This is a genomic window from Streptomyces canus (genome assembly GCF_030815415.1).
GTDB classification, from domain to species: Bacteria; Actinomycetota; Actinomycetes; order Streptomycetales; family Streptomycetaceae; genus Streptomyces; species Streptomyces canus_F.
The window spans coordinates 2,760,379-2,785,960 of record NZ_JAUSWW010000001.1 but is presented as its reverse complement, the minus strand read 5'-3'; the positions used below and the strand labels follow the sequence as shown (position 1 = coordinate 2,785,960).

The following is a 25,582-nucleotide window of genomic DNA, read 5'->3' as shown; positions in this document are numbered from 1 at the left end:
CGTACAACCGGATGGGCCGGTTCCACTACCGCGAAGGGTGGTGGAACCGGCCCATTTGCGTGAATCACCACGCGCCGGGGCATACGCAGTACGCCCCCTCTCGATCATGTCGAGGACGAGACAGCGTGGGAGGTACGCCCGTGAGCAGCACACTCTTCCGGACGAAGAGAGTCGAGCAGTCCATCCTCGATACCGAGGAGCCGGAACACGCCCTGAAGAAATCCCTGTCGGCGCTCGATCTGACGGTCTTCGGCGTCGGTGTCATCATCGGCACCGGCATCTTCGTCCTCACCGGCACGGTGGCCAGGAACAACGCCGGCCCCGCCGTCGCCCTGGCCTTCGTCGTGGCCGGCGTCGTCTGCGCGCTCGCCGCGCTCTGCTACGCCGAGTTCGCCTCCACCGTCCCGGTGGCCGGCTCCGCGTACACCTTCTCGTACGCCTCCCTCGGGGAACTGCCCGCCTGGATCATCGGCTGGGACCTGGTCCTGGAGTTCGCGCTCGGCACGGCCGTGGTGGCCGTCGGCTGGTCCGGATACATCGCCTCGCTGCTGGACAACGCGGGCTGGCATCTGCCGGCGGCGCTCAGCGGCCGGGACGGCGCCGACGGCTTCGGGTTCGACATCCTCGCCGCCGCGCTGGTCCTGGTCCTCACCGGCATCCTCGTCCTCGGCACCAAGCTCTCCGCGCGCGTGACCTCGATCGTCGTCGCCATCAAGGTGACCGTCGTACTGACCGTGATCATCGCCGGAGCCTTCTTCATCAAGGGCGACCACTACGACCCGTTCATCCCGAAGGCGCAGGAGGTGCCGGCCGGTGACAGTCTCCAGTCGCCGCTGATCCAGCTGATGTTCGGCTGGGCGCCCTCCAACTTCGGCGTGATGGGCATCTTCACCGCCGCCTCCGTCGTCTTCTTCGCCTTCATCGGCTTCGACGTCGTCGCCACGGCCGCCGAGGAGACCAAGAACCCGCAGCGCGACATGCCCCGCGGCATCCTCGGCTCCCTCCTCATCTGCACCACCCTCTACGTGGCCGTGTCGATCGTCGTGACCGGTATGCAGAAGTACACCGACCTGTCCATCACGGCCCCGCTCGCCGACGCCTTCAAGGCCACCGGGCACCCCTGGTTCGCGGGCTTCATCAGCTTCGGCGCCGCGGTCGGCCTGACCACGGTCTGCATGATCCTGCTGCTGGGCCAGACCCGGGTCTTCTTCGCGATGAGCCGCGACGGACTGCTGCCCACGTTCTTCTCCCACGTCCACCCGAAGTTCCGGACCCCGCACCGCCCGACCATCCTGCTCGGTGTGATCATCGCGATCGTCGCCGGCTTCACCCCCCTGAGCGAACTGGCCGAACTGGTCAACATCGGCACGCTGTTCGCGTTCGTGGTCGTCGCGATCGGCGTGATCATCCTCCGCAAGTCCCGCCCCGACCTGTCCCGGGCCTTCCGCACCCCGTGGGTGCCGGTCATCCCGATCCTGTCGGTGGCGGCGTCCCTGTGGCTGATGCTGAACCTGCCGGCCGAGACCTGGCTGCGGTTCGCGATCTGGATGGTCCTCGGCTTCGTCGTGTACTTCGCCTACGGCCGCTCGCACAGCCGCCTCGGACGGCAGCAGGCGGCGGCCGCCCAGGGCGTCACGCCGCCGAACGGCGGGGCGCGGTAGCCATGTTCAGGGGCGGACGGTGCGCGGTCCCGCCACCTCCGCCCCCAACTCGGTGACCCGTCGCCGCAGTTCACGGTCGGCGGTGACGACCAGGACGCGGCGCCCGACCGCCTCGGCGACCAGCTCGACCATCCGGTCGTCCCCGCTGCCGGGCGCCGCGTCGACCCGTACCCCCGGCACGGACTCCACGCCCCGGGCGGCCCCCTCGACCACGAGCAGGAGCTCCACCGGCCCCTCGTGCCCCGGCACCCCGTCCGCCGCCAGCCGGTCCCGCAACCGCTCCGCCGCCCCGCGCCGGTCCCGCCACCAGCCGTCGGGCACCGACCCGACGACGTTGGCGGCATCGACGATCACGAGCAGCGGGGCTTCGGCGTTCATGGGGCCAGGGTGTCAGGCGGCGGGCGTCCCGTCGAAGCGGGCGGCGGGCGGCCCGCACCCGGGGGTGACCAGGCAGGGCTCAAGGGGCCACGCATAGAGTGAAGCGGTGAACGGCGACTGGCTCCTCCGCGGCCGCGACGGCCGGCTCAGTGTCTATCTGCCGTCCGGCGAGTCCGTACTGTGCCGGGCCGAGCAAGGGCCCGGCGGCCCCTGGGAAGCGGCTCCGCGCACGGTCGGCGGCGACCAGAAACTCCGCCCGGGCCTCGCGATCGGCCAGGGCGGCGACGGCTACGCGCATCTCGTCTCCTGGCGGCCCACCAAACCCGGCGAGGCCGGGCTCGTGCACTCCACGCACTTCCGCCCGCGCCTCGCCGCCCTCGACTGGACGCCCATCGGCCACCCCGACAAGACGGGCGACCGCACCGGTACACCCGCCGTCGCGGTCGACGCCCAGGGCCGCGCCCATGTCTTCGTCCGCAACAAAGGCGGCGGGGTGAGCATGGTCGCCCAGAAGGAGAAGGGCGGCTGGGACCCGTGGCGGGACCTCAAGGGCAGTGACGTACAGGAGGACCTGGCGGCGGTGACCGGCGAGTCGGGGTGCGTGGAGCTGTACGCGGCCGTCCCCGGCGGCGTCCTGTACTGGCGCCAGGAGAAGCCGGGCGCCCAGCCCGCCCTGACGGAGGCACTGGAGACCCCGGTCCGCCCGGGCACCCTCCGCGCCCTGCCGACCTCCCCGGAGCACACCACGCTCTTCTACACCGACGACTCCGGCGACCTGTGCGCCTGGCGCCCCGGCGGCAAACCCCTCGCCCTCCTCGCCTCGGCCGGTCCCGGCCCGGTCTCCGCCGTCCGCTGCGAACTCGACGGCCACGACTGCACCTTGCTCGCCCAACGCTCCTCCAGCGGCCGCGTGGCCTTCGCCGCGTACCCGACCGAGCAGGAGTCGGCGGGCGCGTGGTGGGCGGAGTCGGGCCCGGGGCTTCCGGTGGACGCCGGGGTGTCACTGACGACGGACGAGAACGGCAGAGTGGTGGCGGCGACCCTGTCCCCGTCGTCCGGCCAACTCCTGCTGACCCGAAGGAAGAACGAGCCGGGCCTTGCATTGGAGGCGTGGCGAGGACTTTAAGGGGCGCGGGGAACTGCGCAATCTTTTAGGGGGTCTGGGGGCAAAGCCCCCAGGGACGGGAAGGGTAGGGGCGGCGGGGGCGAAGAACGCCTTTGCCTCCCGAAACGCCGGTGCCCCGCACACCGAAACGGCATGCGGGGCACCGGCGTTGACAGCGGAGCGCTTACGCGGGGACGCTGGCCACGCCCGGCGCCAGGAACTTCTTCCCGTTCACCCGCTCGGAGACACCCTCACGGTCCAGGTACGGCGTGATGCCGCCCAGGTGGAAGGGCCAGCCCGCACCCGTGATCAGGCAGAGGTCGATGTCCTGGGCCTCGGCGACGACACCCTCGTCGAGCATGAGCCCGATCTCCTGGGCGACGGCGTCCAGGACGCGGTCGCGGACCTGCTCCTCGGTCAGGACGGAGTCGCCCTGCTTGAGGAGCGCGGCGACCTCGGGGTCCAGCTCCGGCTTGAACCCGTTTTCTGCGGAGTAGACGTAGAAGCCGCGCTTGCCCGCCTTGACGACGGCCGCGAGGTTGGGGGAGACCGTGAACCGCTCCGGGAAGGCCCGGTTGAGGGTCTCGGAGACGTGCAGACCGATCGCGGGGCCGACCAGCTCGAGGAGGACCAGCGGCGACATCGGCAGACCCAGCGGCTCGACCGCCTTCTCCGCGACCTCGACCGGGGTGCCCTCGTCGATGACGTTCTGGATCTCGCCCATGAAGCGGGTGAGGATGCGGTTCACGACGAACGCCGGGGCGTCCTTCACCAGCACCGCGGTCTTCTTCAGCTTCTTGGCGACACCGAAGGCCGTGGCCAGCGAGGCGTCGTCGGTCTGCTCACCCCGGACGATCTCCAGCAGCGGGAGGATCGCGACCGGGTTGAAGAAGTGGAAGCCCACGACCCGCTCGGGGTTCTTGAGCTTCGACGCCATCTCGGTGACCGACAGCGAGGAGGTGTTGGTGGCGAGGATCGCGTGCGCCGGGGCGACCGCCTCGACCTCCGCGAACACCGTCTGCTTGACGCCGATCTCCTCGAACACGGCCTCGATGATGAAGTCCGCGTCGGAGAAGCCCTCGGCCTTGTCCAGCACACCGGAGACCAGGGCCTTGAGGCGGTTGGCCTTGTCCTGGTTGATACGGCCCTTGCCGAGCAGCTTCTCGATCTCGGCGTGGACGTAGCCCACACCCTTGTCGACGCGCTCCTGGTCGATGTCGGTCAGGACGACCGGCACCTCCAGGCGGCGCAGGAAGAGCAGGGCGAGCTGGGAGGCCATCAGACCAGCGCCGACGACACCGACCTTGGTGACCGGGCGGGCCAGCGACTTGTCCGGCGCACCGGCGGGACGCTTGCCGCGCTTCTGCACCAGGTTGAAGGCGTAGATGCCGGAGCGCAGTTCGCCACCCATGATCAGGTCGGCGAGGGCGACATCCTCGGCGTCGTAGCCCTGCTGGAGGTCGCCGTTCTTGGCGGCGGCGATGATGTCCAGGGCGCGGTAGGCGGCCGGGGCCGCGCCGTGCACCTTGGAGTCGGCGATGAACCGGCCGCGCGCGACGGCCTGGTCCCAGGCCTCACCGCGGTCGATCACCGGACGGTCGATGACGATCTCGCCCTTGAGGACGGACGCCGTCCACAGCAGGGACTGCTCCAGGAAGTCCGCGCCCTCGAACAGCGCGTCGGCAATGCCCAGTTCGTAGACCTGAGCGCCCTTGAGCTGCTTGTTCTGGTTGAGGGAGTTCTCGATGATCACCGAGACGGCCTTGTCGGCGCCGATCAGGTTCGGCAGCAGGGTGCAGCCGCCCCAGCCGGGGACCAGACCGAGGAAGACCTCGGGGAGCGAGAAGGCGGGCAGGGCCGCGGACACCGTCCGGTACTGGCAGTGCAGACCGACCTCGACGCCACCGCCCATCGCGGCACCGTTGTAGTACGCGAAGGTCGGGACCGCGATGCCGGCGAGGCGCTTGAAGACCTCGTGGCCGCCCTTGCCGATGGCGAGCGCGTCCTTGTGCTCCTTGAGGAGCTCGACACCCTTGAGGTCGGCGCCGACCGCGAAGATGAACGGCTTGCCGGTGATGCCGACGCCGACGATGTCGCCGGCCGCGGCCTCCGCCTCGACCTGGTCGATGGCGGCGTCGAGGTTCGCCAGCGACTGCGGGCCGAAGGTGGTCGGCTTGGTGTGGTCGAAGCCGTTGTCCAGCGTGATGAGCGCGAAGCGCCCGGCGCCGAACGGCAGGTCGAGGTGGCGTACGTGCGCGGACGTCACGACCTCGTCGGGGAACAGCTCGGCCGCACCCTTCAGAAGCTCAGCGGTGGTGCTCACTTGTCGCCTCCGGCGTCCTTGTGGTTCGGGTTCTCCCAGATCACCGTGGCGCCCATGCCGAAGCCGACGCACATGGTGGTGAGGCCGTAACGGACCTCCGGCTGCTCCTCGAACTGACGGGCCAGCTGCGTCATGAGACGCACGCCCGAGGAGGCCAGCGGGTGACCGAAGGCGATCGCGCCGCCGTACTGGTTGACGCGCGCGTCGTCGTCCGCGATGCCGTAGTGGTCGAGGAAGGCCAGGACCTGGACGGCGAAGGCCTCGTTGATCTCGAACAGGCCGATGTCGGAGATCGACAGCCCCGCCTGCGCGAGCGCCTTCTCCGTGGCCGGGATCGGGCCGTAGCCCATGACCTCCGGCTCCACACCCACGAAGGAGTAGGAGACGAGGCGCATCTTCACCGGGAGGTCGTTCTCGCGGGCGAAGTCCTCGGAGGCGATGAGCGAGGCGGTGGCACCGTCGTTGAGACCGGCGGCGTTGCCCGCGGTGACGCGGCCGTGGACGCGGAACGGCGTCTTGAGACCGGACAGGTTCTCCAGCGTGGTGCCCGGGCGCATCGGCTCGTCGGCGGTGACCAGGCCCCAGCCCGTCTCACCGGCCTCCGGGTTGGTGCGGCGCACGGAGATCGGGACCAGGTCCGCCTGGATCTTGCCGTTGGCGTACGCCTTGGCGGCCTTCTCCTGCGAGCGCACGGCGTATTCGTCGGCGCGCTGCTTGGTGATCTGCGGGTAGCGGTCGTGCAGGTTCTCGGCGGTCATGCCCATGAACAGCGCCGACTCGTCGACCAGCTTCTCGGAGACGAAGCGCGGGTTCGGGTCCACGCCCTCGCCCATGGGGTGGCGGCCCATGTGCTCGACGCCGCCGGCGATGGCGATGTCGTACGCACCGAAGGCGACCGAACCGGCGACCGAGGTGACGGCGGTCAGGGCGCCGGCGCACATCCGGTCGATCGAGTAGCCGGGCACCGACTGCGGCAGACCGGCGAGGATGCCGGCCGTGCGGCCGATGGTCAGACCCTGGTCACCGATCTGCGTGGTCGCGGCGATGGCGACCTCGTCGATCTTCTTCGGGTCCAGACCCGGGTTGCGGCGCAGCAGCTCCCGGATCGCCTTCACGACGAGGTCGTCGGCGCGGGTCTCGTGGTAGATGCCCTTCGGGCCCGCCTTGCCGAACGGGGTGCGGACGCCGTCGACGAAGACGACGTCCCTGACGGTACGAGGCACGATGGCTCTCCTCCAGATGCGGGATGGCACTGCTGCACTGCACAAGCGCTGAGCGCGCGCTCAGGTCCATGCTACTTATGGGTAACGTAGCTGCACAGTCCTGGAGGGGGGAGCGGCGAAGGTCACACCCGCGGGGGAGCGGTCGAGCCGCGCGGGGTGAGTGTCGGGGTGGGCACAGGATGTGATCCCGGCCCCTCGCCCATGATCACTCCGAACAGGGTCCGGGCCGCCTCCGCACCGAATCCGTGCACGTCATGGCTCATCGCGGACAGCGTGGGATGGGTCAGCCGGCACAGCTGGGAGTCGTCCCAGGCGAGCAGCGAGACGTCGCCGGGCACGGAGAGCCCCATCTCGGCGGCGACCGAGAGACCGGCCACCGCCATGATGTCGTTGTCGTACACGATCGCCGTGGGCCGGTCCGCCGCGTCGGCGGCCAGCATGGACCGCGTCGCCCGCGCCCCCGCCTCCCCCGAGTAGTCGGTCGTCACCTGCCACGCCCCGGCCAGCTCCAGCGTCCGCGCCGCCTCGTCGAAGGCGGCCGTACGCGCCGCGGTGTGCCCCAGCGCGGCCGCACCCCCGACCCGGGCGATCCGCCGGTGCCCCAGCGCCGCCAGATACCGCACCGCCTCCGTCACGGCGGTGGCGTCGTCGGTCCACACGGACGTCAGGCTCCCGGTGAGCGAGGGATGCCCGACCGCGACCACCGGCATCCCGAGCCGCTCGGCCGACTCCACCCGAGGGTCGTCGGGCCGGAAGTCGACGAGGATCGCCCCGCCGATCTGCCGCCCCCGCCACCACGACTCCTGGATCCCGACCTCCTCCTCCACGTTCCGCACCAGCCGCAGCAGCAGGGAGCACGAGTGCTCGGTCAGCACGCTCTCCACGCCCGAGATGAACTCCATGTAGAAGGGCTCCAGGCCCAGCAGCCGCGCCGGCCGGCAGATCGCGAGGCCCACCACGTCCACCCGCGACCCGGCCAGCGTCCGCGCGGTGAGGTTCGGCGCCCAGCCCAGTTCCCGCGCGGCCTTGAAGATCCGGTCCCGGGTCGTCTCCGACAACCCCGGCTTGTGGTTGAACGCGAGCGACACGGCACCCTTGGACACGCCGGCACGCGCGGCGACGTCCTTGATGGTGACGCGGGAAGCCGGTTGGGCTGTCATCGGCTGGGCTCCAGGCAGTACAGGGCGGATCGGGCGGCGTCCGGATCGGGAGTCTTCCAGCCGCTGACCCCGATGGTCACCTGTTCGCCCGGCAGCAATGTCACCAGCCCCCGGTCGGCCCGCGCCTCCGGGTCCAGCCGGTCGGCCTGGAGGAGCAGATCCCGTACGAGACTCCGGGCCGTCACGGTCACCGAGCCCGGCGCGACCGAGACGTCGAAGTCCGGCCGCGGGTAAGGGATCTCGCGGTCCGGCACCGGAAAGTGCAGCGCCCGCAGCCCGTCCGCGTCCGCGACCAGGAACTCCTTCGCGCCGACCGGCTCCAGCTCCCCCGGCAGGTCGAGGCGCGCCACGGCCCGTGCCCCGGCGGTGAACTCCACACTCGCCTCGCCGATCACCGCCCCCTCGACCGACATCCGCCGCAGCCGCACCGCACCCGCCCACACATCAGGGCCCTGATTGACGGCGGCCACGGCTCGCCCCTGAACCGTCAGCAACCGATCCGCGTACAGCCTCCGCAGCTCGTGATAGAGCGGCTTCTCCCGCCCGTCCCCGTCGATCGCCGCCCACGACGTCACCGGCCAGCAGTCGTTGAGCTGCCACACGACCGTCCCCGCGCACACCGGCCAGCGGGACCGCCAGTGCTCGATCCCGGTGGCCACGGCCCGCGCCTGGTTGACCTGCGTGAGGTAGTGCCACCGGTCGAAGTCCCCCTCGGGAAAGACGAAGTGGCGCTCCAGCCCGCGCCGCAACTTCCCGTTCCCGTCGTCGGCCTTCTGGTGGTGCAGCATCCCGGGGGAGTCCGGCACCAGCTCCTCACCCGGCAGCGCCCGCCGCAGCGTCGCGTAGGCGGGCGGCGCCTGCCACCCGAACTCGGCCATGAACCGGGGTACTTCACGCCGGTACTCCGTGTAGTCCTCCCGGTTCCACACCTCCCACGAGTGATGCGTCCCGTGCGCCGGATCGTTCGGATGCCGCTCCCACGACCCGGACCACGGACTCCCCGCTGTGTACGGCCGCGTCGGATCCAACTCGGCCACCACCCGCGGCAGTACGCCCAGGTAGTACCCCTCGCCCCAGGAGTCCCCGGCGAGGCGTTCCTCCCAGCCCCAGTCCCTGAACCCCCACAGGTTCTCGTTGTTGCCGTTCCACAGCACCAGCGAGGGATGCGGCATCAGCCGTACGACGTTCTCCCGCGCCTCGGCCTCCACCTCGCCCCGCAGCGGCTGCTCCTCGGGATAGGCCGCGCACGCGAACGGGAAGTCCTGCCAGACCAGCAGCCCCAACTCGTCGCAGGCGTCGTAGAAGTCCTGGCTCTCGTAGATCCCGCCGCCCCAGATCCGGACGAGATCGACCCCCGCCCCGGCGGCCTGCGCCAGCCGCTCCCGATACCGCTCCCGCGTGATCCGCGACGGGAACACATCGTCCGGGATCCAGTTGACGCCCCGCGCGAAGAGCCGCTCACCGTTGACGACGAAGGTGAAACCGGTGCCGTGCTCATCGGCCGACCGGTCCAATTCCACCGTGCGGAAACCGACCCGCCGCCGCCAAGCATCCAGCACGTCGTCACCGTGCAGCAAGGTCAACTCGACGTCGTACAAGGGCTGTTCACCGTACCCGCGCGGCCACCACAGCCGCACGTCGGGCACTTCGAGCCGTACGACCCCACTCGCCCCGTCGAGCGAAGCGCGCACCCGCACCCCGCCCACCGTCGCCTGGACGGCGAGCGACGCCTCGACCCGGGTCCGCTCGACCTCGACGGCCAACTCCACGACACCCAGGCCGTGTTCGACGTCAACGGTCACCAGCGGCCGCACCCGTGCGATCCGGGCCGTCGACCAGTGCTCGAGCCGCGCCGGCCGCCAGATCCCGGCCGTCACCAGGGTCGGCCCCCAGTCCCAGCCGAAGGAGCAGGCCATCTTGCGGATGTACTGGAAGGGCTCCTGGTACGCGGCCGGCCGCTCCCCGAGCTTCCCGCGCACCGCCTCGGCCTCGGCGTAGGCGGAGGCGAACCGCACCGACAGCCGCCCTTCGAGGCCGGTCACGTCGAAGCGGTACGAGCGGTGCATGTTCCGTGTCCGCCCCAACAGCCTTCCGTCCAGACGGACTTCGGCGGCGGTGTCGAGGCCCTCGAAGACGAGGTCGGTCTGCTCGTGGGCCGAGTGTCCCGAGCCGGCCCGCAGCTGCGTCTCGTACGTCCACTCCCGCCGCCCCACCCAGGCCACCTCGGTCTCGTTCCGCCCGAGAAAGGGGTCCGGGATCACCCCCGCGGCCAGCAGGTCGGTGTGCACGCAGCCCGGCACCGCGGCGGGGAGCTCGCTCCCCTCGTGCAGCAGGATCCATCCCTCGCCGAGCGGTGTGTCCTGAAGCATGCGCACTCCCTAAACCGATCAAGTCCAGTTGCCGAGAAGCGATGGAAACAGTTTGGCATCGTTGGCGAGATAGGGACTTTACCGGTTAAGAAAACGTTGTCAGAGTTCGGAACCAGCCAACCCGCTCGTGCTCGTCCGTCCCAAGAACGGAGCTGACGCACATGAACCGCCGTACAGTCCTGGCCCTCGCCGTGGGAGCCGCCCTGCTCATTCCGGGGTGCACCGGCACCGGGGGTTCCACCAAAGGCGCCGACGCCAAGGCAGCCGACGACCCGTCGAAGGTCACCGGAACCATCAAAGTCCTCACCGTGCGGACCGACCTCGTGCAGGACGGCACGATGAAGAGGTACGCCGCCGAGTTCAACAAGACCTACCCGAAGGTCAAGGTCGAGTTCGAGGCCCTCACCAACTACGAGGCCGAAGTCAAGATCCGTATGAACACGGAGAACTACGGCGACGTCCTGCTGATCCCCGCGGTCATCAAGAAGGCCGACTACCCGAGGTTCTTCGCCTCGCTCGGCACCCAGGCCGAGCGAGGCAAGAAGTACCGCTTCACCGATTTCACCACCGTCAACGGCAAGGTCTACGGCCAGAGCCCGGTCAGTGTGATGCCCGGGTTCGTCTACAACAAGCGCGTCTGGAAGGAGGCCGGGATCACCGAATGGCCCACCACTCCGGCCGAGTTCCTCGAAAGCCTCAAGGCCATCAAGTCCAAGACCGACGCCATCCCGTACTACACCAACTTCTCGGCCGGCTGGACGCTCACCTCGTGGACGTACGTCGACGGCGCCGTCCACTGCGACCCGCAGGCGACCACGAAACTGGCCGAGGGCGACCCGTGGGCGAAGGGCGCCGACCTGCGCGTCGGCGACACCCTGCTCCACGACATCGTGAAGTCGGGCCTCATCGAGAAGGACCCCACGACGAGCAACTGGGAGGAGTCCAAGCCGCGGACCGCGAAGGGCGAGATCGCGACACAGTGGCTGGGCACCTGGGCCATCGTCCAGTTCCAGGACGCCGCCAAGAAGGCCGGGGCCAACCCTGACGACATCGGCTTCATGCCCTTCCCGTCGCAGACGAACGGCAAGTTCTGCGCGACCGTCGCCCCGGACTACAACCAGGCCGTCAACGTCCACTCCCAGCACAAGGAAGCGGCCCGCGCCTGGATCGACTGGTTCACCGACAAGTCGAGCTACGTCGAGGACAACCTGGCCATCTCCCCGCTCAAGGACGCCCCCATGCCCGAGGTCCTCAAGCCGTACGAGGAGGCGGGCGTCGAGCTCATCGAGGTGGACGACGCCAAGGGCGCCGAGGTCAAGCAGATCGACAACACCTCGGAGGTCGGCATCTACGCCCCCGAGTACCGCCAGAACCTGGTCGACCTGGCGCGGGGTGCCCGCAAGGGCAGCCTCGACGACTTCCTCGCCGACCTCAGCGAGCGCTGGACGGAAGCCCAGAAGACCGCGGGGTCCTGACCGATGACGGACACCACTCGGAAGGCGGCAGTGAAGACCGCCACGGGGGCGGCACCGGCCGCCCCCGTCCCGGCGCCCGCCGCCCGCAAGCACCGTGTGTGGCGGGGGGTCACCCCGTGGCTCTTCCTCCTGGCCCCGCTCGCGCTGCTGATCACCTTCACCTACGCGCCGATCGCCAACATGGTGGCGTACAGCCTCACCGACTGGGACGGCGTGAGTCCCGAACTGCACTACACGGGCGTCGGGAACTACGAGGAGATCTTCACCCGCCCGGAACTCTTCGAGGTCTTCTGGGTCAGCGGCTACTACCTGGCCGCCTCCGCCCTGCAGATCGTCGCCGCGCTCTACTTCGCGACGATCCTGAGCTTCAACATCCGCTTCCGGAACTTCTTCAAGGGCGTGCTGTTCTTCCCGTATCTGATCAACGGGGTGGCGATCGGCTTCGTCTTCCTGTACTTCTTCCAGGACGGCGGCACCCTCGACTCGGTCCTGAGCCTCTTCGGAGTGACGACCGACCACGCCTGGCTCGGCACCCCGGTCTCCGCGAACACCTCGCTCGCCGGCGTCTCGATGTGGCGCTATCTGGGCCTGAACTTCGTCCTGTTCCTGGGCGCGATCCAGTCGATCCCGGGGGAGCTGTACGAGGCGGCCGAACTGGACGGCGCGAACCGCTGGCACCAGTTCCGCTACATCATCGCGCCGGGCATCAAACCGGTGCTGACCCTGACGGTCATCCTCTCGATCTCCGGCTCGCTCTCGGCCTTCGAGATCCCGTACATCATGACCGGCGGCGCCACCGGCACCGAGACCTTCGTGATCCAGACGGTGAACCTGGCCTTCCGCTTCAACAAGACGGGCCTCGCCTCGGCCGCCGCGGTGGTCCTGTTGCTGATCATCCTGCTGGTGACCTGGGTCCAGCGGCGCCTGGTGCCCGACGACAAGGTGGATCTCGTATGACACGCCACGCGGTGTCCCGCACCCTCGTGTACCTGTCCCTGATCGCCGCGACCGTGGTGGTCCTGCTCCCGCTGGTCGTCGTCCTCCTGACCTCCCTCAAGTCGGAGACGGAGATGGCGAACTCGAGCGGCGCCCTGGACCTCCCCGACAACCTGCTGAACTTCGGCAACTACGCGTCGGCGTTCCGGGACGGCGAGATGCTCTCCGCCTTCGCCAACACGGCGGTCATCCTGCTGGTCTCGATCGGCGGCACGGTCCTCATCGGCTCGATGACCGCGTACGCCATCGACCGCTTCACCTTCCGCTTCCGCAAGCTGGTGGTGGCGCTCTTCCTCATCGCCGCGCTGGTCCCCGGCGTCACGACCCAGGTGGCGACCTTCCAGATCGTCAACAGCTTCGGCATGTTCGACACCCTGTGGGCGCCGATCGCGCTCTACATGGGCACCGACATCGTCTCGATCTACATCTTCCTGCAGTTCGTCCGGTCGATCCCGATCTCCCTGGACGAATCGGCCCGCCTGGACGGGGCCAACACGTTCACCATCTACTGGCGGATCATCTTCCCGCTGCTGAAGCCCGCGATCGCGACGGTGGTGATCGTGAAGGGGATCACCGTATACAACGACTTCTACATCCCCTTCCTCTATATGCCATCGGAAGATCTTGGCGTGATCTCGACGTCCCTCTTCCGCTTCCGAGGCCCGTACGCGGCGCACTGGGAGGTCATCTCGGCGGGAGCGGTGCTGGTGATCCTCCCGACGCTGGTGGTCTTCCTGAGCCTGCAACGCTTCATCTACAACGGCTTCATGCGAGGAGCGACGAGGTGACGCGCCCCGAAAGGGGCGCCGGGAACTAGGCGGACAAGGCACTCACGAGAACCGGAGTGACAAGCTCAACCTGCCAAGGCCGAGCCCCGTACCCCGCAAGCGCCGCCCCCACGGACTCCGCATCGACACCCTTCGGCGGCTCCCAGCAGACCCGCCGGACCGTGTCCGGAGTGATCAGGTTCTCCTGGGGCATGTTGAGCCGCTCGGCCAGCGCGGAAACCCCGGCGCGGGCCGCGGACAACCGGGCCGCGGCGGCGGGGTCCTTGTCGGCCCAGGCGCGTGGCGGCGGCGGCCCGGTGACCGGCTGCCCGGGCGCTGGCAACTGCGCCTCGGCCAGCCCCTTGGCCCGATCCACGGCCGCCTGCCACTGCTCCAGCTGCCGCCGCCCCATCCGCTGCCCGTACCCGTTCAACGCGGCGAGGGCCTGGGCGTCGGCCGGCAGCGACAACGCCGCCTCGACGATGGCCAGGTCGGAGAGCACCTTGCCCGGCGACACGTCCCGCCGCTGGGCGATCCGGTCCCGCGTCTGCCAGAGCTCCCGCACCACGGCCAGCTGCCGACGCCGCCGCACCTTGTGCATCCCGGACGTCCGGCGCCAGGGGTCCTTGCGCGGCTCGGCAGGCGGCGCGGCCGCGATCGCGTCGAACTCCTGCCGCGCCCACTCCAGCTTTCCCTGCCGGTCCAGCTCCTTCTCCAGCGCGTCCCGCAGGTCGACGAGGAGCTCCACGTCCAGCGCCGCGTAGCGCAGCCACGGCTCGGGCAGCGGACGGGTCGACCAGTCGACGGCGGAGTGTCCCTTTTCGAGTACGAAGCCCAGGACGCCCTCGACCATCGCGCCGAGGCCGACCCGGGGGAACCCGGCGAGCCGTCCGGCGAGCTCGGTGTCGAAGAGGGAGGTGGGCACCATACCTATCTCGCGCAGACACGGCAGGTCCTGTGTGGCGGCGTGCAGCACCCACTCCACCCCGGAGAGCGCCTCGCCGAGCCCGGACAGGTCGGGACAGGCCACGGGGTCGATCAGCGCGCTCCCCGCGCCCTCGCGGCGTAGCTGGACCAGGTAGGCGCGTTGTCCGTAGCGATAGCCGGACGCGCGTTCGGCGTCGACGGCGACGGGTCCGGAGCCGGCCGCGAACGCGGCGATCACCTGGGCGAGGCTGTCCTCGTCGGCGACCACGGGCGGGATGCCCTCGCGCGGTTCGAGCAAAGGAATCGGCTCTGGACCCGGTTCAGGTTCGGGCGCCCCCGTAACAGAAGATCCGCCGTCGTCCGGAGGGGCGCCTCCGGTGGTTCGCAGTGAGCTGTCTGCTGCGGTCTCTTGGGCGTCGGTCACCTGTCAAGGGTATCTGTGTATGGACAGCGCCCGCCGACGGAACGTTCCGTCGACGGGCGCCTGAGGGTCGTAAACCAGTCAGGTCGGTGAATCCCTGGGGTTCACGACCGATCGGGGGCATGTCCCGGATCCAGGACTGATCCGGTTCACGTCCGTGAAGGGTGGAAGGTCAGTGGATGATGCCGGTCCGCAGGGCCACCGCGACCATGCCGGCGCGGTCGCCGGTGCCCAGCTTGCGGGCGATACGGGCGAGGTGGCTCTTGACGGTCAGCGCGGACAGGCCCATCGAGACGCCGATGGCCTTGTTGGACTGGCCCTCCGCGACCAGGCGCAGCACCTCGACCTCGCGGCCGGAGAGCTCGCGGTAGCCGCCCGGGTGGCTCGGGGCACCCGGGGGGCGGCGGTGCATTCCGGCGGCGCGGGAGCCGATGGGCGCGGCGCCCGGCCGGGAGGGGAGTCCGACGTTGGTACGGGTGCCGGTGACGACGTAGCCCTTGACGCCGCCCGCGAGGGCGTTGCGCACGGCGCCGATGTCGTCGGCCGCGGAGAGGGCGAGGCCATTGGGCCAGCCCGCGGCGCGGGTCTCCGACAGGAGGGTCAGGCCGGATCCGTCGGGCAGGTGGACGTCGGCGACGCAGATGTCACGGGGGTTGCCGATACGGGGACGGGCCTCGGCGACGGACGAGGCCTCGATGACATCGCGGACACCGAGCGCCCAGAGGTGGCGGGTGACGGTGGAGCGGACGCGCGGGTCGGCCACCACCACCATCGCGGTCGGCTTGTTCGGGCGGTAGGCGACCAGGCTTGCGGGCTGCTCGAGGAGAACGGACACCAGGCCTCCTGGGGTGGGGGACGGCTGTGAGGTCACAGACGTCTTCGGCATCAAACCCGTAGGCCTTTAGAGAAAGATCACGATTTAGTGAGTAACAATCCGTGCAATTCGGACGCGCTGTCGATCGTTCGGTGAACGAATCGGTTCGTTCGAGGGCTCGTTCGCGACTGAAAGTGGCCGTATCGACAAAGTGATGTTAAAGAGGGCGTCAAAAGGCGACGCGAAGACCATGCCGAGGGGGGTGGTGTCAGCGGGACTGCGGTCCCCGCCGCTGCGGCAGCGTCACCACCGACGCGTCGCCCGGGCCGGCCGGCGGCAGGCCCGCGACCTGGGCCAGCAGATCGCACCAGGCCACCAGATGACCCGCCGTGTCCGGTACGCCGCCCAGGCCCTCACGAGGCGTCCAGGACGCCCGGATCTCGATCTGGGAGGCGGGCGGACGCTCGGCGAGGCCCCCGAAGTAGTGGGAGCTCGCACGCGTGACCGTGCCGCTCGGCTCACCGCACGCCAGCCCGCGCGCCTGGAGCGCACCCGTCAGCCACGACCAGCACACGTCGGGCAGCAGCGGGTCCGCCGCCATCTCCGGCTCCAGCTCCGCCCGCACCAGCGTCACCAGCCGGAACGTGCCCCGCCAGGCGTCATGACCGTCCGGGTCGTGCAGCAGCACCAGCCGGCCGTCGGCCAGATCCTGGTCGCCGTCGACGACCGCGGCCTCCAGCGCGTACGCGAAGGGCGCGAGCCGCTGCGGCGCGCGCGTCGGCTCCACCTCGATCTGCGGCCGGAGCCGGGCCGCCCTCAGTGCATCGACGGCGGCCCGGAAGAGTGGCGGAGCATCACTGCTCTCATTCCGGTCCCCCTCCTTCGCGTCGTCCATTCCGCCAGCGCCGTCCGACAGTCGTCCCTGAGCCGCAGCCATGCGGGAAGATTAGGGGAACCATGGCTCGGCGCGGGCCAGACACCCCGTGGCCCGGCGCGGGGGCCCTCGTGGATGCCGACCGGCGTGGAGAACCGCCCTTGTCACCGTGCGAGACTTTCCCCGTGAGTGCCAACGAGAGCCAGCCGCCGACCGCCACGTACGATTCCGCCTTCCTCAAGGCATGCAGGCGCGAGCCCGTGCCGCACACCCCGGTGTGGTTCATGCGGCAGGCCGGGCGCTCACTGCCGGAGTACCGCAAGGTCCGCGAGGGCGTCGGCATGCTCGAGTCGTGCATGCGGCCCGAGCTGGTCACCGAGATCACCCTCCAGCCGGTGCGCCGGCACGACGTGGACGCGGCGATCTACTTCAGCGACATCGTCGTCCCGCTCAAGGCCATCGGCATCGACCTCGACATCAAGCCCGGCGTCGGCCCGGTCGTCGAGAAGCCGATCCGCACCCGCGCCGACCTGGCCCAGCTGCGTGACCTCACCCCCGAGGACGTCTCCTACGTCACCGAGGCGATCGGCCTGCTGACCCGCGAACTCGGCGCCACCCCGCTGATCGGTTTCGCGGGCGCACCTTTCACCCTCGCGAGTTACCTCGTCGAGGGCGGTCCGTCGCGGACGTACGAGAACGCCAAGGCGATGATGTACGGCGACCCCGAGCTCTGGGCCGACCTGCTCGACCGTCTCGCGGAGATCACGGCCGCCTTCCTGAAGGTGCAGATCGAGGCGGGCGCCTCGGCGGTCCAGCTGTTCGACTCGTGGGCCGGCGCCCTCGCCCCGGTGGACTACCGCCGCTCGGTGATGCCCGCCTCCGCCAAGGTCTTCGACGCGGTCGCCGGGTACGGCGTGCCGCGCATCCACTTCGGTGTCGGCACCGGTGAGCTCCTCGGGCTGATGGGCGAGGCCGGCGCGGACGTCGTGGGCGTCGACTGGCGCGTCCCGCTCGACGAGGCGGTCCGCCGGGTCGGCCCCGGCAAGGCGCTCCAGGGCAACCTCGACCCGACCGTCCTGTTCGCCGGCACCGAGGCCGTCGAGGCCAAGACCCGTGAGGTGCTGGAGACGGCGAAGGACCTCGAGGGCCATGTCTTCAACCTCGGCCACGGCGTCATGCCGTCCACCGACCCGGACGCGCTGACCCGGCTCGTGGAGTACGTCCACACGCGGACCGCCCATTGATCTACCAGGTGTGCCGGGGCCGTGCCTTCCTGCCGAACAGCAGACCGCGCGGTTCCGGCGGCGGAGGCGTGCCCGTCTTGAGCGGCCAGGCGAGCAGCATGCCCGCGAGGAAGCCCACGATGTGCGCCGCGTACGCCACGGTCCCGGCGTCGGAGACGCCCTGGCCGGACGAGTACACCGCCTGGAGCACGAACCAGAAGCCCAGCACCAGCCAGGCCGGCAGCCGGAGCGGCAGGAAGACCAGGAACGGCACCAGCACCCACACCCTGGCCTTCGGATACAGCACCAGATAGGCGCCGAGCACCCCGGCGATGGCCCCGGACGCGCCGATCAGAGGGTCGCCCGAGTCGTCGTTGAGCAGCGCGAAGCCGTACGACGCCGCGTAGCCGCAGACGACGTAGAAGAGCGCGAACCGCACATGGCCCATGCGGTCCTCGACGTTGTTCCCGAAGATCAGCAGGAAGAGCATGTTGCCCAGCAGGTGCAGCCAGCCGCCGTGCAGGAACATCGCGGTGAACACGGACAGCGCGGGTGACTTGTCGTACGTCGGGGGGCCGACCGCGCAGCCCGCGCCGCCCGGACCCGCGTCACCCGTGGGGACGGTCTGCGGCAGCTGATGGTGGATCAGTTCCTGTGGCACGGCCGCGTAGTGATCGAGGAACGCCTGCAGATGGCAGAGCTGGGACACGCCGCTGTCGCCCGCCACCGAGCCGGCGAGGCCGGGGCATGTACAGGAAGACCAGTACGTTCGCGGCGATGAGCGCGTACGTCACCACGGGGGTGCGACGCACCGGGTTCACGTCATGGACGGGGATCACCACAAGGAAGTACTGCCCCCGATGGGGTCCGCGAATCGGTGCTGTGTCTTCCCGGGGGACAACCCCCGGACCCCCAGCCGAAAAGCGGTCGGCCGGGAAAGCCCGGCGTGGGCATCGCGAGGCAACCTGAGTGAACGCCGGCACGCACGCGTGCGTATGACTCCTCAACCGTCCGCGGCACGGGGAAGGCGGGTCGCGGGGTGAACGTGAGGAACAGGCGATGAACGACCGAGTTACTCCCCCGATCCACGCACTGCCGGACGGCGAGGCGGAAGTCGCCGTCGTGCTGCGGCTGCCCTGGGAAGACGTGGCCCGGCTGGGCCAGGACGCGGGGCGGCTCGCCTCGCAGATGCAGCGACCCGTGACCCTCGACGAGGCGGTGAGCCACCGGCTGCGGTCGACCCGGCCCGCGGCCCACGCGAAACCGGCGGGGGAGCAGCCGCCGGCGGTGGCCGCCCCGAGCGCCTCCGTCTCGTCCCTGCCGCCCCGCCCGGCCGCCGACCAGGCCCGCCAGGCCATCGAGAGGATCAACGGCTCGGCATAGCCGTCAGGAGGCCCGCACTTTCAGCGCGGCCTTGCGGGCCGCCACCAGTACCGGGTCCCACACCGGGCTGAACGGTGGGGCGTAGCCCAGGTCCAGGGCCGTCATCGCCTCCACCGTCATCCCGGCCGTCAACGCGACCGCCGCGATGTCGACCCGCTTGCCCGCGCCCTCCCTCCCGACGATCTGCACACCGAGGAGCCGCCCCGTGCGGCGCTCGGCGAGCATCTTGACCGTCATGGGGGAGGCGCCGGGGTAGTAGCCCGCGCGGGACGTGGACTCGACGGTGACCGTCTCGAACCGGAGCCCCGCCCGGCGCGCGTCCTTCTCCCGCAGACCCGTGCGGGCGATCTCCAGGTCGCAGACCTTGCTCACGGCCGTGCCGACCACGCCCGGGAAGGTCGCGTAGCCGCCGCCCACGTTCGCGCCGATGACCTGGCCGTGCTTGTTGGCGTGGGTGCCGAGCGCGATGTGCCGTTCCTGTCCGGAGACCAGGTCCAGGACCTCCACGCAGTCGCCGCCCGCCCAGATGTTCTCGTGGCCGCGCACCCGCATGGCCAGGTCGGTCAGCAGCCCGTCGTGCTGCCCCACGGGCAGGCCCGCCGCCTTGGCGAGCGAGGTCTCCGGGCGTACGCCGATGCCCAGCACCACCACGTCCGCCGGATACTCCGCGTCCTGCGTGGCCACCGCGCGCACCCGGCCGTCGTCGCCGGTCAGGACCTTGGTGACCTCGGCGTCGTTGACCATGGTGATCCCCATGCCCTCCATCGCCTCGTGCACCAGGCGGCCCATGTCCGCGTCGAGCGTGGACATCGGCTCGCTGCCGCGGTTGACGACGGTCACCTCGTAACCGCGGTTGATGAGGGCCTCGGCCATCTCGACGCCGATGTAGCCCGCGCCGACCACCACCGCGTCGCGGCCACGCGTGCGTGCCAGCGTGTCGAGCAGGGCCTGGCCGTCGTCCAGGGTCTGCACACCGTGGACGCCCGGTGCGTCGGCCCCCGGCATCTCCGGGCGGATGGGGCGGGCGCCGGTCGCGATCACGAGTTTGTCGTACGACGTCCAGGACTCGGCCCCCGAATCGAGGTCACGCGCGCGTACCCGCTGTCCGGCCACGTCGATCTCCGTGACCTCCGTGCGCATGCGCAGATCGATGTCACGGGCCCGGTGCTCCTGGGGCGTACGGGCGATCAGCTGATCGCGCTCCTCGACGTCGCCGCCCACCCAGTACGGGATGCCGCAGGCCGAGTACGAGGTGAAGTGGCCCCGCTCGAACGCCACGATCTCCAGTTCCCCGGGCCCCTTCAGCCGACGCGCCTGCGACGCCGCGGACATTCCCGCGGCGTCGCCGCCGATCACGACCAGCCGTTCGCTCGCAGCGCTCATGTTCATGCGAACACGCTACGTGCGCAGTGAATTTCAGTCCTGCTCGCCCTGCTGCCCGGTGCGTCCGGGCTGCGGTGCCGGGCGGGCCGTCGGCAGTGGGCCCAGGGTGCTCGACGCGCCCGCCGGGGCCGGGCGGCGGGGCAGCCGGGGGCGTACCCAGCGCAGCCAGATCAGCAGGATCAGGGCCAGCACCGCGGCGAAGGGCAGCACCGCGGCCACGGCGATGACGATCCAGCGCAGCATCGACACGAACGCGCCCCAGCCGCCCGCCAGCGCGTCGAGGACCCCCGGGTCGTCGTCCTCGGTGGCCTTCTCGACCGGCTTCTCGGACAGGGACAGGGTGATCGTGGCCAGGCTCGTGCGGTCCTTCAGGGACGCCTGCCGGGCGAGCAGCGCCTCCAGGTCGGCCTGACGGGTGCTCAGCTCGCCCTCCAGGGTGACCACATCGCTCAGCTTGGTGGCCTGGTCCATCAGCTCCCGGATCCGGGCCACGCTCGCGCGCTGCGTCTTGATGCGGCTCTCCACGTCGACGACCTGGTCGGTGACGTCCTGCGCCTTCGCCTTACGCTCCAGCAGCTTGCCCGAGCCCTCCAGTTCGGCCAGGACCTCCTCGTACCGGTCGGCGGGCACCCGCAGGGTCACCTGTGTCTCCTCGGTGCCCTCCTCGTCGCGGGAGGTGGCCTCCTTGCCGACGTAGCCGCCCGCGTTCACGGTGGCCGTACGGGCCGCTTCCAGCGCCTTCGGTACGTTCTTGACCTGCACGGTCAGTTCGGCGGTGCGGATGATGTGGCTCGTCGGGAGCCGGGGCGCGGTGGGGGCCTGCTTGCCGCCGCCGGCCGCGTCGTCCGCTGCGGCGCCCGGTGCGGCCTCCTTGGCCTGCGACTGGGCGACGTCGGAGTCCCCCGAGGCGCTGCCGGAATCGTCCCCCGAGCCGCTGCAGCCGGTCAGGGCGAGGGCCGCGGCCAGCAGGAGCCCGGCCAAGGCCTGGACCGGTCGTACGGAACGTCGTGCGCGCATGGGCCTACCCCCGAGGGTCGTGACGAACTGACGCTCCTTCGACGCCGGGACGTTCCGGAACGTTGGAGCGCGACGGTCCCGATGCGGTCACGGTCAGGACTCGGACGGGCCATACGGCCCCGGCCGGACTGCCGGGGGCGTCTGAGAGGGTGGAGCCATGAGCGGATCAGGTACGCCGGAGCACGTCGTCGTCATCGGAGCCGGGATCGCGGGCCTCGCCGCCGCGCACCGGCTGCTGCAGCGCGGGGCACGGGTCACCGTCCTGGAGGCGTCCGGCCGCGTCGGCGGCAAGCTGCTGCCCGGCGAGATCGCCGGCGCGCGCGTGGACCTCGGGGCCGAGTCGATGCTGGCGCGCAGACCGGAAGCGATCGCGCTCGCCCGCGATGTCGGCCTCGACGGCCGCCTGCGGCCGCCGGCCACCGCGACCGCCTCGATCTGGACCCGCGGCGCCCTGCGCCCCATGCCCAGGGGCCATGTGATGGGCGTCCCCGGCACCGCGGCCGCCCTCTCCGGCGTCCTGTCCGACGAGGGCCTCGCCCGCATCGAGCGCGACGCCGACCTGCCGCGCACGGAGATCGGCGACGACGTGGCGGTGGGCGCGTACGTGGCGGAGCGCCTCGGCCGCGAGGTCGTCGACCGGCTCATCGAGCCCATGCTCGGCGGCGTGTACGCGGGGGACGCCTACCGCATCTCGATGCGCTCGGCGATCCCGCAGCTCTTCCAGGCCGCGAAGAGCCACACCTCGCTGACGGAAGCGGTCCGCGAGATCCAGACGAAGGCCACCGCCAACCAGCAGACCGGGCCCGTGTTCATGGGCATCGAGGGCGGCGTGGGCAGCCTGCCGCTCGCCGTCGCCGAGTCCGTACGCGCGCGCGGGGGCGAGATCCTCACCGGCACGCCGGTGACCGGGCTGCGCCGCGAAGCAGCCGAGGGCTGGCGGGTCGTCGCCGGTGACCGGGTCCTGCACGCCGACTCCGTGGTCGTCGCCGTCCCCGCTCCCGCCGCCGCGGACCTCCTGCGCGCCGAAGCCCCCGAGGCCGCCGCCGAACTGGCCACCGTGGAGTACGCCTCCATGGCCCTGATCACCCTCGCCTACCGCCGCGCCGACACCGCCCTCCCCGCGGGCAGCGGCTTCCTCGTGCCGCCGGTCGACGGCCGCACCATCAAGGCGTCCACGTTCGCCTCCCAGAAGTGGGACTGGATCGCCGACGAGAACCCCGACGTCGTCGTCCTGCGCACCTCCGTCGGCCGCTACGGGGAGACGGCGATCCTGGAGCGCGAGGACGCCGAGCTCGTGGACGTCTCCCGGCACGACCTCAGGACGGCCACCGACCTCGACGCCACGCCTCTCGAAACCCGCGTCACCCGCTGGACCGACGGCCTGCCCCAGTACCCCGTCGGCCACCACGCGCGCGTGGCCCGCATCCGCGAACACGTGGCCAAGCTCCCGGGCCTCGCCGTCTGCGGAGCGCAGTACGACGGCGTCGGGATCCCGGCCTGCATCGCGAGCGCGTACGCGGCGGTCGACCAGATCCATGGAGACGACCAGACAAAAGGTGCAGCGCGAAGCGCTTCGGTTGAGGGTGGTGGTGGGCGACGGGCGGGCGTGCAGGAGCTCACCGCCAACCCGGTGCAGAGTCTGCACGGAGGAGCAGGAGAATAAGGACCATGAGCAACGACGCCCCCACCCCCGAGGCCGGCCGGATCCCGAACAAGGGCAAGCTGGCCAAGGACCTCAACGAGGTCATCCGCTACACGCTCTGGTCCGTCTTCAAGCTGAAGGACGTGCTCCCCGAGGACCGCGCGGGCTACGCCGACGAGGTCCAGGAGCTGTTCGACCAGCTCGCCGCCAAGGACGTCACCGTCCGCGGCACCTACGACGTGTCCGGGCTGCGCGCCGACGCCGACCTCATGATCTGGTGGCACGCGGAGACCAGCGACCAGCTCCAGGAGGCGTACAACCTCTTCCGCCGCACCAAGCTGGGCCGCGCCCTGGAGCCGGTCTGGTCGAACATGGCGCTGCACCGCCCCGCCGAGTTCAACCGCTCGCACATCCCGGCGTTCCTCGCCGACGAGACGCCGCGCAACTACGTCAGCGTCTACCCCTTCGTGCGGTCCTACGACTGGTACCTGCTGCCCGACGAGGACCGCCGCCGCATGCTCGCCGACCACGGCAAGATGGCCCGCGGCTACCCGGACGTCCGCGCCAACACGGTCGCCTCGTTCTCGCTCGGCGACTACGAGTGGATGCTGGCCTTCGAGGCCGACGAGCTCTACCGCATCGTCGACCTCATGCGCCATCTGCGTGCGTCCGAGGCCCGCATGCACGTCCGCGAGGAGGTCCCGTTCTACACGGGCCGCCGCAAGGACATCGCGGAGCTGGTCGCGGGCCTCGCCTGATCAGGCCGCGGGCCGGTGGCCGGCTTCTTCCGGGACTGCTCGCGCGGCTTGGGCTCCGGGTGCGGTGCGCAGGCCGCGCGCCGCACCGGGAGGCTGCCCTCCAGCAGGTACGCGTCCACGTGCCCGTTCACACACGCGTTCGGGCCGCCGGCGATGCCGTGCGTGCCCGCGTCCCGCTCGGTCACCAGGACCGAGCCCCACAGCCGCCGGTGCATCTCCAGGGCGCCGTCGTACGGCGCCGCCGCGTCTCGCTCGGCCGCCAGGATCAGCGTCGGCGGCAGCTCACCGGGACCGGTCCACACATCCAGCGGCTCCTGGCGCGGCGCCGACCAGTACGCGCAGGGCAGGTTCATCCAGACGTTGTCCCACGTCTCGAACGGCGCCACCCGCGCCAGCCGTGTGTTGTCCCGGTCCCACACCTTCCACTCCGTCGGCCAGGACGCGTCGTTGCACTCGACGGCCGTGTAGACCGCGTTGCCGTTCTCCGCCTCCTTCGCCGCCTCCGGATGCGGCCCCGCCTGAAGGATCAGCTGCTTCGGATCGCCCTTCAGATAGGACGAGAGCGCCTCCGCCCGGTGCGGCCAGTAGTCGTCGTAGTACCCGGCCGTCAGGAACGCCCCCTGCAACTGCCCGGGCCCGACCTTCCCGCCCGCCGGCTCAGCCGCCAGCTGCGCCGCCGCCTTGTCGTAGCTGCGCTGCACCCGATCCGCCGTGTCGCCGAGCCCGTACACCTTGTCGTGCTGGGCGATCCAGTCCCGGAAGTCCGCCCAGCGGCCCTCGAACGCGGCCGACTGGTCGAGGTTGTTGCGGTACCAGACCTGCGTCGGATCCGGGTTCACCGCCGAGTCGAACACCATCCGCCGTACGTGCGAGGGGAACAGCGTCGCGTACAGCGCCCCGAAGTAGGTGCCGTACGACGCCCCCATGAACGTCAGCTTCTCCTCGCCCAGCGCGGCCCGCAGAACGTCGAGATCACGGGCGTTGTTGAGCGAGGTGTAGTGCCGCAGCGCGCCGCCCGCCCGCTTGGCGCAGCCGCGCGCGTACGCCTTCGCCTGCGCGATGCGCTCCCGCTTGTACGACTCCGAGGGGTACGTCGGTGCCAGGGTGGGCGCCTTGAAGAAGTGCCGGGGGTCCTGGCAGGACAGGGGCGCCGAACGGCCCACTCCACGCGGGGCGTAGCCGACGAGGTCGTACGCGGCCGCGAGCCGCTTCCACTCGGGCACCACGCCGATCAGCGGGAAGTACATGCCGGAGGCGCCCGGACCGCCCGGGTTGAAGACCAGGGCGCCCTGCCGGGGCACCTTGCGCTTGCTGTTGTGCGGATCCTTGTGGGTGGCCCGCACCCGGCTGACGGTGAGCTTGATCTGCTTCCCGTCGGGGCGTGCGTAGTCGAGCGGAACGGACACCGTGCCGCACTGGACGTTGCCCGGCAGGTCCTCCACCTCGGCGCACTTGCCGAAGGCGATGCCCTCGGCCTCGGCGCGCGCGGCGGCCGTCGCGGTGCCGCGCACCTCGGCCGCGACGGGAGCACCCGACGCCCCCGACGCGCTGTCGGCCGGGGCGGCCGCGAGAGTGGTCAGGAGCAAGGTCCCGGCGGCCGAGTAGAGGGCGGGGGCTCTCATGGCGTATCCCTTCAGTGCACGGCAGCAACAAAAGGGATGTTTCGTTCGGTTGTCGGCGAAG

At 70.6% G+C, this 25,582-nt stretch carries 20 protein-coding genes and 1 pseudogene; 9 read left to right on the top strand and 12 right to left on the bottom strand.

Annotated elements, in window-relative coordinates; translation table 11 throughout:
* Positions 1–140 precede the first annotated feature (140 nt).
* A complete protein-coding gene (locus tag QF037_RS12850; protein WP_307024729.1) occupies positions 141–1,661 on the top strand; it encodes an amino acid permease in 1,521 nt (506 codons plus the stop codon).
* A gap of 6 nt (positions 1,662–1,667) precedes the next feature.
* Here the strand turns inward: QF037_RS12850 and QF037_RS12845 are convergent, their stop codons facing one another.
* Positions 1,668–2,039, bottom strand: coding sequence for an NTP pyrophosphohydrolase (locus QF037_RS12845; protein ID WP_307024727.1), 372 nt, complete (start codon positions 2,037–2,039; stop codon positions 1,668–1,670).
* A gap of 106 nt (positions 2,040–2,145) precedes the next feature.
* Here QF037_RS12845 and QF037_RS12840 point away from each other — a divergent pair, with 106 nt between their 5' ends.
* The gene (locus QF037_RS12840) at positions 2,146–3,165 is read left to right on the top strand and encodes a hypothetical protein (protein ID WP_307024725.1); all 1,020 of its coding nucleotides are present in this window, start codon (positions 2,146–2,148) and stop codon (positions 3,163–3,165) included.
* A gap of 163 nt (positions 3,166–3,328) precedes the next feature.
* Here the strand turns inward: QF037_RS12840 and QF037_RS12835 are convergent, their stop codons facing one another.
* From QF037_RS12835 to QF037_RS12820, 4 genes are all read right to left on the bottom strand, one after another.
* Positions 3,329–5,467 (bottom strand): 3-hydroxyacyl-CoA dehydrogenase NAD-binding domain-containing protein, encoded by a 2,139-nt coding sequence (locus tag QF037_RS12835; RefSeq protein ID WP_307024723.1) that lies wholly within the window; start codon positions 5,465–5,467, stop codon positions 3,329–3,331.
* Positions 5,464–6,690 (bottom strand): thiolase family protein, encoded by a 1,227-nt coding sequence (locus QF037_RS12830; RefSeq protein ID WP_307024721.1) that lies wholly within the window; start codon positions 6,688–6,690, stop codon positions 5,464–5,466. Before QF037_RS12830 ends, QF037_RS12835 begins: the two co-directional genes overlap by 4 nt.
* A gap of 122 nt (positions 6,691–6,812) precedes the next feature.
* Positions 6,813–7,850, bottom strand: coding sequence for a LacI family DNA-binding transcriptional regulator (locus QF037_RS12825; protein ID WP_307024719.1), 1,038 nt, complete (start codon positions 7,848–7,850; stop codon positions 6,813–6,815).
* Positions 7,847–10,219 carry a glycoside hydrolase family 2 protein gene (locus QF037_RS12820; protein WP_307024717.1) on the bottom strand — a complete coding sequence of 791 codons (2,373 nt, stop codon included), beginning with the start codon at positions 10,217–10,219 and terminating at the stop codon, positions 7,847–7,849. The genes QF037_RS12825 and QF037_RS12820 overlap by 4 nt, the downstream gene beginning before the upstream one ends.
* A gap of 161 nt (positions 10,220–10,380) precedes the next feature.
* Here QF037_RS12820 and QF037_RS12815 point away from each other — a divergent pair, with 161 nt between their 5' ends.
* The 3 genes from QF037_RS12815 to QF037_RS12805 are packed head-to-tail and all read left to right on the top strand — an operon-like array spanning position 10,381 to position 13,478.
* Positions 10,381–11,694 (top strand): ABC transporter substrate-binding protein, encoded by a 1,314-nt coding sequence (locus tag QF037_RS12815; protein ID WP_307024715.1) that lies wholly within the window; start codon positions 10,381–10,383, stop codon positions 11,692–11,694.
* Positions 11,695–11,697: 3 nt separating this feature from the next.
* The gene (locus QF037_RS12810) at positions 11,698–12,651 is read left to right on the top strand and encodes a carbohydrate ABC transporter permease (RefSeq protein ID WP_307024713.1); all 954 of its coding nucleotides are present in this window, start codon (positions 11,698–11,700) and stop codon (positions 12,649–12,651) included.
* Positions 12,648–13,478, top strand: a complete 831-nt coding sequence (locus QF037_RS12805) for a carbohydrate ABC transporter permease (RefSeq protein WP_307024711.1) — start codon at positions 12,648–12,650, stop codon at positions 13,476–13,478. The genes QF037_RS12810 and QF037_RS12805 overlap by 4 nt, the downstream gene beginning before the upstream one ends.
* Positions 13,479–13,503: 25 nt before the next feature.
* Here QF037_RS12805 and QF037_RS12800 read toward each other — a convergent pair whose 3' ends face one another.
* The 3 genes from QF037_RS12800 to QF037_RS12790 all read right to left on the bottom strand — a co-directional run bounded on the left by QF037_RS12800 (position 13,504) and on the right by QF037_RS12790 (position 16,556).
* A complete protein-coding gene (locus QF037_RS12800; RefSeq protein ID WP_307024709.1) occupies positions 13,504–14,808 on the bottom strand; it encodes a ribonuclease D in 1,305 nt (434 codons plus the stop codon).
* 169 nt (positions 14,809–14,977) lie between these two features.
* Positions 14,978–15,640, bottom strand: a complete 663-nt coding sequence (locus tag QF037_RS12795; RefSeq protein ID WP_046260003.1) for a response regulator transcription factor — start codon at positions 15,638–15,640, stop codon at positions 14,978–14,980.
* A gap of 247 nt (positions 15,641–15,887) precedes the next feature.
* Positions 15,888–16,556 (bottom strand): DUF3000 domain-containing protein, encoded by a 669-nt coding sequence (locus tag QF037_RS12790; RefSeq protein WP_307024706.1) that lies wholly within the window; start codon positions 16,554–16,556, stop codon positions 15,888–15,890.
* Positions 16,557–16,678: 122 nt separating this feature from the next.
* Here QF037_RS12790 and hemE point away from each other — a divergent pair, with 122 nt between their 5' ends.
* On the top strand, positions 16,679–17,737 hold the full coding sequence (gene hemE / locus QF037_RS12785) for a uroporphyrinogen decarboxylase (protein WP_307024704.1): 1,059 nt from the start codon (positions 16,679–16,681) through the stop codon (positions 17,735–17,737).
* Between the two features lies 1 nt (position 17,738).
* Here hemE and QF037_RS12780 read toward each other — a convergent pair.
* Positions 17,739–18,558: pseudogene (locus tag QF037_RS12780) on the bottom strand (rhomboid family intramembrane serine protease).
* A 217-nt stretch (positions 18,559–18,775) separates the two neighbouring features.
* Here QF037_RS12780 and QF037_RS12775 point away from each other — a divergent pair.
* Entirely contained in the window at positions 18,776–19,099 is a 324-nt protein-coding gene (locus QF037_RS12775; protein WP_046260007.1) for a hypothetical protein, read from the top strand.
* 3 nt (positions 19,100–19,102) lie between these two features.
* Here the strand turns inward: QF037_RS12775 and QF037_RS12770 are convergent, their stop codons facing one another.
* Positions 19,103–20,488 (bottom strand): FAD-dependent oxidoreductase, encoded by a 1,386-nt coding sequence (locus QF037_RS12770; protein ID WP_307024702.1) that lies wholly within the window; start codon positions 20,486–20,488, stop codon positions 19,103–19,105.
* A gap of 27 nt (positions 20,489–20,515) precedes the next feature.
* On the bottom strand, positions 20,516–21,499 hold the full coding sequence (locus QF037_RS12765) for a DUF4349 domain-containing protein (protein ID WP_307024700.1): 984 nt from the start codon (positions 21,497–21,499) through the stop codon (positions 20,516–20,518).
* 157 nt (positions 21,500–21,656) lie between these two features.
* On the opposite strand from QF037_RS12765, the gene hemG reads away from it, so the two are divergent.
* The gene (gene hemG / locus QF037_RS12760; protein ID WP_307024698.1) at positions 21,657–23,162 is read left to right on the top strand and encodes a protoporphyrinogen oxidase; all 1,506 of its coding nucleotides are present in this window, start codon (positions 21,657–21,659) and stop codon (positions 23,160–23,162) included.
* 5 nt (positions 23,163–23,167) lie between these two features.
* A complete protein-coding gene (gene hemQ / locus QF037_RS12755) occupies positions 23,168–23,899 on the top strand; it encodes a hydrogen peroxide-dependent heme synthase (RefSeq protein WP_266886867.1) in 732 nt (243 codons plus the stop codon).
* Here hemQ and QF037_RS12750 read toward each other — a convergent pair.
* Positions 23,848–25,521: an alpha/beta hydrolase gene (locus QF037_RS12750; protein ID WP_307024696.1), complete on the bottom strand. Its 1,674-nt coding sequence runs from the start codon at positions 25,519–25,521 to the stop codon at positions 23,848–23,850. The two genes, hemQ and QF037_RS12750, sit on opposite strands and share 52 nt — an antisense overlap.
* Between the last annotated feature and the right edge of the window lie 61 nt (positions 25,522–25,582).

Bases quoted from the DNA above. Each gene is read 5' to 3' on its own strand.
- QF037_RS12765 (WP_307024700.1), bottom strand. From the start codon at position 21,499: ATGCGCGCACGACGTTCCGTACGACCGGTCCAGGCCTTGGCCGGGCTC.
- QF037_RS12815 (WP_307024715.1), top strand. From the start codon at position 10,381: ATGAACCGCCGTACAGTCCTGGCCCTCGCCGTGGGAGCCGCCCTGCTC.
- hemG (WP_307024698.1), top strand. From the start codon at position 21,657: ATGAGCGGATCAGGTACGCCGGAGCACGTCGTCGTCATCGGAGCCGGG.
- QF037_RS12790 (WP_307024706.1), bottom strand. From the start codon at position 16,556: ATGGCTGCGGCTCAGGGACGACTGTCGGACGGCGCTGGCGGAATGGAC.
- QF037_RS12810 (WP_307024713.1), top strand. From the start codon at position 11,698: ATGACGGACACCACTCGGAAGGCGGCAGTGAAGACCGCCACGGGGGCG.
- QF037_RS12825 (WP_307024719.1), bottom strand. From the start codon at position 7,850: ATGACAGCCCAACCGGCTTCCCGCGTCACCATCAAGGACGTCGCCGCG.
- QF037_RS12805 (WP_307024711.1), top strand. From the start codon at position 12,648: ATGACACGCCACGCGGTGTCCCGCACCCTCGTGTACCTGTCCCTGATC.
- QF037_RS12775 (WP_046260007.1), top strand. From the start codon at position 18,776: ATGAACGACCGAGTTACTCCCCCGATCCACGCACTGCCGGACGGCGAG.
- QF037_RS12820 (WP_307024717.1), bottom strand. From the start codon at position 10,219: ATGCTTCAGGACACACCGCTCGGCGAGGGATGGATCCTGCTGCACGAG.
- QF037_RS12770 (WP_307024702.1), bottom strand. From the start codon at position 20,488: ATGAACATGAGCGCTGCGAGCGAACGGCTGGTCGTGATCGGCGGCGAC.
- QF037_RS12845 (WP_307024727.1), bottom strand. From the start codon at position 2,039: ATGAACGCCGAAGCCCCGCTGCTCGTGATCGTCGATGCCGCCAACGTC.
- hemQ (WP_266886867.1), top strand. From the start codon at position 23,168: ATGAGCAACGACGCCCCCACCCCCGAGGCCGGCCGGATCCCGAACAAG.
- QF037_RS12750 (WP_307024696.1), bottom strand. From the start codon at position 25,521: ATGAGAGCCCCCGCCCTCTACTCGGCCGCCGGGACCTTGCTCCTGACC.